Consider the following 7,714-nt stretch of genomic DNA (forward strand, 5'->3'; position numbering starts at 1 on the left):
GGACGGAACATTGCGCGCCCCCGGACATCATCGACGCGTCGTGGTCGTCGCACTGTCCTCTTTGATCACGGTTCTGCTTCTTCTGGGATGGTTTCTCGCAGACATAGGGGATGTGGTCCCAGGCCCTTTGACTGTCCACAACGTCCAGAGTCGGGCGTTGTCGGCGGCGCCGGCCGTGCGCTCCTCCATCGGTCTTGTTCGAGCGGCTGATCTGTCCGCGACCGTCAGCGCCAAGGCCGTCGCATCAGCCATATCGACATTCGGGTCGGCCTCGGGGCTGGGAGACGACTATTCCGTGGCGGTATCCCAGGCGGATGGAACCATTGTCGGCGGGCATGACGCCGATGTGGCGCGTCAGCCCGCGTCGACACTGAAAATCCTAACCGCTCTGGCCGCCGCATCCCGATTGGATATGGGATCGACGCTCGACACCACAACCTATCTTGATTCCGGCGAATCCCGGTCCGGCACGCCGACGGTGATACTCAAAGGCAACGGCGACATGCTGCTGTCGTCGGGCGACAACGACCCGGAGCATATCAACGGACGTGCCGGCCTGCGCAGTCTGGCGTCCCTCACTGCGAAGGCCTTGAGAAGCCGTGGTGTGACAACGGTCCGTCTTGCTGTGGACGACACGCTTTTTGGCTCGGTGAGATCTCCGGCCCATGTGGGCGAGAACAATGACGGTGGCCTGTACTTCACCCCGATATCCTCTTTGGCTGTGGATGGAGGGAGACAATGGGCGTCCGGGAAGGCGCCGACGAATCCCGATGTGTTCGACGATTACCCGACTCTGTCGACGACCACGGCATCCGGCGCCGCGTCCGTTTTTGTGGCCCGTCTCAAGGAGCAGGGCATCAAAGTCGAGGGCCAGATCTCGTCCGCGACGGCGGGATCGGGACTCACATCCCTGGCCACCGTGCATTCGGCGACGCTGACCGAGATCATGGCTTTCATGCTCAGGCACTCGGACAATACGCTTGCCGAGGAGTTCGGCAGGCTTCTGGCTTTGAAGATGCGCACCGGAAACTCGCCGACCGGTGCCGTCACTGCCGTCGAACGCGTTCTGAGGTCGCTGAAGATACCTCTGACGGGATTGACGATGGCGGATTGTTCGGGGCTTTCCCCCGGGTCGCGTGTAACCGTGCGCACGCTTGTCGCCGTGCAGGAGATGAATCTGGGGGCGCATGGCGTCGCCGCGGCCGCCGAGGGACTGTCGGTATCGGGGCTGATGGGCACTGCCAAGGATCGGTTTGGAGACTCGGGTGTCAACGGTCTTCTGCGCGTGAAAACCGGCAGCCTGTCGGATGTCACCTCGATGGCGGGAACGGTGTCGACAAAGTCGGGAGGAGTACTTGCCTTCGCTGTGGTCGTGAACAATCCCAAGGATTATGAGTCGGCCCGCGCGGCGATCGACTCCCTGGGAGTCGCCTTGGCGGGATTGTGAGGGAAGGATGACATACACGCCATCGTTGCGGGCCGCAGTGGGGGAGGTCCGTCGAGCGTTGCGGGCCGTCGGCCTGACGGATCGAGATCCTCGTTTTCGTGAGCATGGTCGGCATGTGCCGGCTCCCGATGCCCCTCTTGTTCTCGTCGCATGCTCGGGCGGACGCGATTCGCTGGCCCTCGCGGCGGTGGCGTCGATTGTCTGCGCGTCGCAGGGGATTCGTTGCGGGGCTGTACTGGTGGATCATCAACTCCAGGAGGGGTCGCGCGACGTATGCGACAAGGCCGCCCGCCAGTGCGCTGGCAGAGGTCTGGATCCGGTGGATGTCCTTTCCGTGAGGGTGTCCAACGACGGCCGCGGACTCGAGGCGTGCGCCCGTGACGCCCGCTATGAGGCGTTGTCCTCACATGCCCGTCGTGAGGGCGCGGCCGCCGTTCTTCTTGCCCATACGCTTGACGATCAGGCGGAGACCGTGCTGATGGGGCTGCTGAGGGTCGGTGGTTTGGATGGTGTGGCCGGCATGCCCGATAAGACGTCGGTTCAGGGTGTGGTCTTTCTCCGGCCCTTCCTGCGGCTGAGCAGGGAGCAGACGACGAGAATCTGCGAGGACTGCGCTCTGTCCTGGTGGGATGACCCGACGAATGGCGACGCCTGCGACGCCGACGTCGACCTTCCGCGCGAATACCCGCTGCGGTCAAGAGTCCGTCACTCGCTTATGCCCTATCTGGCGCGTTTCATGGGGGGCGACGTGGCAGGGCATCTGGCCCGTAGCGCGCGGTTGTGCGCTGTGGATAAAAACTACCTCGACTCCTGCGCGGACGCCGTGGTGGATGAGGCCATCCGGATGGTTGATGGCGGGTCCGGACCTGAGGTCGTCGTCGATGCCGCGAGACTGGCTCATGAGCACAAGGCCATCCGTTCGCGGGTTCTGATGCGTGCGATGTCGCTTCTGGGTCTGGTTCCCACGTCGCGGCACGTCGAGGCGGTTGATTCGCTCGTGGTCGACTGGCATGGTCAAAGCGCCGTCGCGCTTCCCAGCAAGTATTCGGCCATTCGCCAGAAACACGTCATTCGGCTGTGCCAAGATGGGGTGCATGCAAATTGCTGACGTTCAGGATGCCATCGACCATGAGCTGGTGAGCAGCAAGTCCATACAGGACAAAATCGAAGAGGTCGCGGCCCAGGTGAGCCGCGACTATGCGGGCAAGGATCTCATGCTGGTGGGGGTCCTCAAAGGGGCCGTGAACACCATGGCGGAGTTCTCTCTCGCATTGAGCATTCCCGTCTCCCTTGAGTTCATGAGTCTGTCAAGCTACGGATCGGGGACCACAAGCAGTGGAAAGGTGACCATCCGTCAGGACATCTCCACCGACGTTCGCGGCCGGCACATCCTTATCGTCGAGGATATTATCGACTCCGGAAGGACTCTCGCGTGGTTGGTCGACGAGCTGAGGAGAAGAGGCGCGGCCTCCGTCGAGGTGTTCGCATTGCTGGAGAAGCCATCCAGACGCGAGGTCGACGTGCATGTGAGGTATCGAGGATACGAGATTCCCGATGAGTTCGTGGTCGGATTCGGATTGGACTACGACGAGCGTTTCCGCAATCTCACCTCGATAGCGGTGCTTAAACCGGATGTGTACCAAGGAGATCAGGCATGACCAATCCTCAGGATTCCCAAGGACCCCGCGGGGGCGACGGCGGCGGGCGCAAGCCCACCCATGGTGGGAGCAATCCCTTCACAAATCCCTTTGCGGGAGGTGACAACGATTCGCACAACGGGGAGAAGAAGCCTTTCTGGCAATCTCCGTGGCTCTGGGTTGTGGTGCTCGTCCTGCTGGTTCTTTCGGCTTTCCAGATGTTCTCCGGAACGGGAACCCAGACCATCGACACGAAGGATGGACTCAGCCTGCTCAGTGGCAACACCGTCAGCTACGCGGAGATCATCGACAACCGCCAGCTGGTGAAGCTCACGCTCAGCGAGAACTACACGACCACCGACTCATCAACCGGCAAAACCCGCGATTACGGCAAGAAGGTGCAGTTCTACTACACCTTCGCCCAGGGTGCGCAGATAGTCAAAGCGGTGCAAAGCGCGAATCCATCCGACGGATGGACCTCCAGCATGCAGCAGACGAGCATCTGGAGCTATCTGATCACATCCATCCTGCCGTTCATCATCGTCTTCGGGCTCTTCTGGTTCCTGTTAAGCCGCATGGGCGGGGCCAACGGCATGCTCGGCATGGGTGGTAAGAAGAACGGCAAGCTTCTTGAGGGCAAGACGCCCACCACCAAGTTCGCGGACGTGGCTGGTGAGCAGTCGGCTGTCGAGGAGGTCGAGGAGATCAAGGACTTCCTCAAGGACCCCTCCAAGTACAAGGCGCTGGGCGCCCGGATACCGCGTGGCGTCCTGCTGTATGGTCCTCCCGGAACGGGCAAGACGCTGCTCGCGAGGGCCATAGCAGGCGAGGCGGGTGTTCCCTTCTACGCGATGGCCGGGTCGGACTTCGTCGAGATGTTCGTCGGTCTGGGCGCGTCCCGCGTGCGTGAGCTGTTCGAGGAGGCGAAGAAGAACGCCCCCGCCATCATCTTCATCGATGAGATTGACGCCGTCGGCCGCAAGCGCGGATCCGGCATGGGTGGAGGCCACGACGAGAGGGAGCAGACGCTCAACCAGCTGCTTGTCGAGATGGACGGATTCGACAACGACACCAATCTCATCATCATCGCCGCGACCAACCGTCCCGATGTTCTTGATCCCGCGCTTCTGCGTCCGGGACGCTTCGACCGTCAGGTTGGTGTCGAGGCACCCGATCTTGAGGGACGCGAGGCCATTCTGAAGGTGCACGCCAAGGGCAAGCCGTTTGTTCCGGATGTCGATCTGCACATGGTGGCCGTGAGAACTCCCGGGTTCACCGGAGCCGATCTGGCCAATGTCCTCAACGAGGCGGCTTTGCTCTGCGCACGTTCGGGGGCCCAGCTCATCGACAACAGGGCCATCGACGAGGCCATCGACAGGGTTCAGGCGGGTCCGCGCAGGCAGTCCAAAGGCATGGCCCTCAACGAGCTGCGCAACACGGCATACCACGAGGGAGGCCACGCCTTGGTGGCAGCTGCCCTGCGCAACACCGACCCCGTGACGAAGGTGACCATCCTTCCCCGTGGACGCACCCTCGGATACACCGCGGTGATGCCCACAACTGATCGGTACTCGCAATCGCGCAATCAGCTTCTGGATCAGATGGCCTACGCGATGGGAGGGCGAACCGCCGAAGAGATCGTGTTCCACGATCCGACGACGGGTGCATCCAACGACATCGAGAAGGCGACCGCAATCGCGCGCAAGATGGTTGTCGAATTCGGCTTCTCCGAGCGGCTCGGAGCGATCCAGTGGGGGTCGGACGACGATCAGACCACGGTGATGGACGGTCTGCAGCCGCGCAAATATTCGGATGAGACCGCGCAGATCATCGACGACGAGGTGCTTCGTCTCGTGGAGACCGCGCACACCGAGGCGTGGAGGATCATCAGCGAGAACCGTGACGTTCTCGATGAGCTTGTCCGCGAGCTGCTCGTCAAGGAGACGTTGAACGAGAAGGAACTGGCGAGGGTCTTCTCCCGGATTCGCAAAGCTCCCGAGCGCACCTTGTGGCTATCCAACGATGATCGGCCTGTGTCGGATCTTCCGCCCGTGGAGATTCCAGAGTCGCTGAAAAGGTCCGTGGGCATCAAAGCCGGGGAGTGATGGACATCATGGATGGTTCCCGGCATGTCGTCAGGGCCCGGCTCGTTCTTGACATCGACCCCATCTCCATGGAGTCGATGGTGGATGAGCCGTCGGCCCATGATATCGCCACCAGACTTGCCGATGGGTTGAACGCCACCATCATCCTTGATCATCCCGATCAGTCCCTTGTCGCCTTTCTGGGACCGGTCAACGCCGATGACGTGGACGTGAGTGTTCGCGTTGATGGCGCAGACGCCGATGATGACGGGCGCGCCGACGGATGCCATGTCCCTGACGAGGATTGCGGGGCGGCGGACGCGCGAAACTCGACGGGGGATGGCCAGATTGATTTCGCGCCCCCCGCGGGACGACGCGCGGTCCTTTCGCTCATATCGACGTCACCGCAGGCGGAGGGGCTGTTCCGTTCGGTTGTGGTGGCCATCGATGCCATACCAGGGAACCAGGTGGAGGGGATATCCGCCCTCTATCACGTCAGCGCGGTGGATGGGCCTGACTCCATGACGACTCTTCTGTCTTTGTCCACTTGTCTGTCGGCGCGGGGCCTGTCCTCCGCGGTTCATGCCATCATCTCCGACATGGAGGATTGTGATGTCCGGATCATCGACATGCTAACGACATCGGGGGATGCCGATGACATCCATGACATTGTGGCAGACGAGTCCGTGAGGAGCTCGGCCGCCGTTCTCGTTCCTTGGTCCGATATGGAACCCGATGCGGTCGTGGACGGCGATCCCGTGTCCTATAGGGCCGCCATGGCCCCTGATGCCGAGAACGTGGGGATGCTGGCCGACGATTGGGTGTTTCGCGGGGCGGCGGCCGATTCGGAGGGGATCGTATGAGAGCGCGGCGCACGCCAGGGTGGTATTACGTCATTGCCGGTCTGCTGGGTCTGACCGGCGGAATCTGCCTCGCGTCGTGGGATGGCCGGTCATCGGTGTCCCTTATCGGAGCGCCGTGGATTGTTCCGATCGTTCTGCTGCTTCTTGGTCTTGTTGTGCTCGTCCTGTGCCTGCAGGTGCATGCCTATGCCACAACCGATCCGGCCAAGCGCAGGTCCCGGTTGGATCCCACGAAGGCCATGACGACACTTCTTCTTGCCAAATCGCTTGGTGTGGCGTCGGCCGCGTTGCTGGGATGGTATACGGGTCAGGTCGTGATGACACTAAGCCATGCCGAGGCGACGTATTACAGCGACGCCATTGTGCAATGCCTAGTCACCGCGGGCGTCTGTCTGGTCGATCTCATCATCGGAATCGTGGGCGAATGGCTGTGCCAGATACCACCGCAGGATGGTCCGGAGTCCGCTCGGAACGTGGGGTCGAGGTCTGTTATGGCCTCTCCCGTCAGTGCGTCTGCGGGTCAGGAACCCTGATCATGGCCTCCTGTGACATCACGGCCACCAGAGCGCCGCTTCCGTCATAGACCTTTGCGGTTCCCAGCCCGCGTCCGTGGGCCGCCGTGGGAGTGTCCTGCACGTAGAGAAGCCAGTCGTTGATGTCGACGTCGCGGTACCACCACATCGAATGGTCCAGGGAAGCGAAGGAAATGCCAGGTGTCGATATGCTCAGACCGGCTCTGCGCAGAACCGGCTCCATCATGACTTGGTCGCACTGCAGGGCGAGCATGGCGCGGTGCATCGCCTGGGGAAGGTCCACATGGCCGTCCGCCCGCATCCACACCAGCTGGCGCCCGCTGTCATGCTCCGCGCTTTCCTTGTCGGCGCCAAGCATGATGGTCGGAGACACATGACGGATGTCGAAGGGGGAGCGTTCGGCGTAGAAGTCGGCGAAGGCTGACTTTCCTGCGTAGGGAGCCATCAGATCCTTGGCGCTGGTGAGCGTGTCGGGGTCGGGGATGTCCTGGGGGATCGCGTCTGCGAACTCCACCCCGGTCTGGCCTGTCCGTTGGAAGCTCGCGATGGCGGTCAGAATCGATCCCTGTGACTGGGTGACGTTCACCCGTCTGGCGGAGAAAGACCGTCCATCCCGCAGCGTCTCGACATCGAACAGCAGATCCTGGTGTATGTCGCCGGGCGCGATGAAGTACCCATGGATGGAATGCGGAAGCCGGTCCCCATCGACGGTTTTTGAAGCCGCGATAATGGACTGGGCGATGACTTGGCCTCCGTACACGCGTCCGGTGGGGAAATACAGACTCTCCCCGTTGATATAGGTGTGGTTGCGGTACGCCGAAGGCGTTCCCAAACGCAGTACTTTGGCGACGTGCTCCAGAGGGCTTGTCGTGGTGGTCTCGGTCATGCTGTTCCTCGATTCCTCTGTCCGGGTCCCTCGCGGGGTCCGTGCCATGCTGTGTGAATCCCAGCCGAGCTTCAATCGCCTCGACCTCGTGGCTTGTAGTCTATCGAGAGAAGGTAAAGGAAGATTGGAATTATTGTAACGACGGCCATCGAACCATGACTGGACGGTGGCCGTCGGCGGGTTTTCGAATATGACGTGCGGCGATAGGTCAGCGCGTCAGCTTACGGTGCAGGCGATGGGGGCGCGCGGCCTCCTCGCCCAGTC

General features: G+C 61.9%; 7 protein-coding genes. 6 read left to right on the forward strand and 1 reads right to left on the reverse strand.

Translation table 11 applies throughout. The annotated features are described in order from the left end of the window. Positions 1 to 10: 10 nt before the first annotated feature. Genes dacB through Q1X90_RS00345 form a run of 6 tightly spaced genes read left to right on the forward strand, consistent with a single transcriptional unit; the run spans position 11 to position 6,564 of the window. A complete protein-coding gene (dacB, locus tag Q1X90_RS00320) occupies positions 11 to 1,447 on the forward strand; it encodes a D-alanyl-D-alanine carboxypeptidase/D-alanyl-D-alanine-endopeptidase (RefSeq protein ID WP_300765672.1) in 1,437 nt (478 codons plus the stop codon). 7 nt (positions 1,448 to 1,454) lie between these two features. After that, positions 1,455 to 2,555 carry a tRNA lysidine(34) synthetase TilS gene (gene tilS, locus Q1X90_RS00325; protein ID WP_300765673.1) on the forward strand — a complete coding sequence of 367 codons (1,101 nt, stop codon included), beginning with the start codon at positions 1,455 to 1,457 and terminating at the stop codon, positions 2,553 to 2,555. Beyond that, complete coding sequence (gene hpt / locus Q1X90_RS00330; RefSeq protein WP_300765674.1) at positions 2,542 to 3,105, forward strand: hypoxanthine phosphoribosyltransferase; 564 nt, start codon at positions 2,542 to 2,544, stop codon at positions 3,103 to 3,105. The genes tilS and hpt overlap by 14 nt, the downstream gene beginning before the upstream one ends. Continuing rightward, positions 3,102 to 5,189, forward strand: coding sequence for an ATP-dependent zinc metalloprotease FtsH (ftsH, locus tag Q1X90_RS00335; protein ID WP_300765675.1), 2,088 nt, complete (start codon positions 3,102 to 3,104; stop codon positions 5,187 to 5,189). Before hpt ends, ftsH begins: the two co-directional genes overlap by 4 nt. An 8-nt stretch (positions 5,190 to 5,197) precedes the next feature. Continuing rightward, on the forward strand, positions 5,198 to 6,031 hold the full coding sequence (locus Q1X90_RS00340; protein WP_300765676.1) for a hypothetical protein: 834 nt from the start codon (positions 5,198 to 5,200) through the stop codon (positions 6,029 to 6,031). Continuing rightward, positions 6,028 to 6,564 carry a DUF3180 domain-containing protein gene (locus tag Q1X90_RS00345; RefSeq protein ID WP_300765677.1) on the forward strand — a complete coding sequence of 179 codons (537 nt, stop codon included), beginning with the start codon at positions 6,028 to 6,030 and terminating at the stop codon, positions 6,562 to 6,564. The genes Q1X90_RS00340 and Q1X90_RS00345 overlap by 4 nt, the downstream gene beginning before the upstream one ends. On the opposite strand, the gene Q1X90_RS00350 is transcribed toward Q1X90_RS00345, so the two are convergent. Then, the gene (locus Q1X90_RS00350) at positions 6,536 to 7,450 is read right to left on the reverse strand and encodes an acyl-CoA thioesterase II (RefSeq protein ID WP_300765678.1); all 915 of its coding nucleotides are present in this window, start codon (positions 7,448 to 7,450) and stop codon (positions 6,536 to 6,538) included. The genes Q1X90_RS00345 and Q1X90_RS00350 overlap by 29 nt on opposite strands. Positions 7,451 to 7,714: the final 264 nt, after the last annotated feature.

Origin of the sequence: uncultured Bifidobacterium sp., assembly GCF_949292005.1 — a bacterium.
GTDB lineage: Bacteria > Actinomycetota > Actinomycetes > Actinomycetales > Bifidobacteriaceae > Bifidobacterium.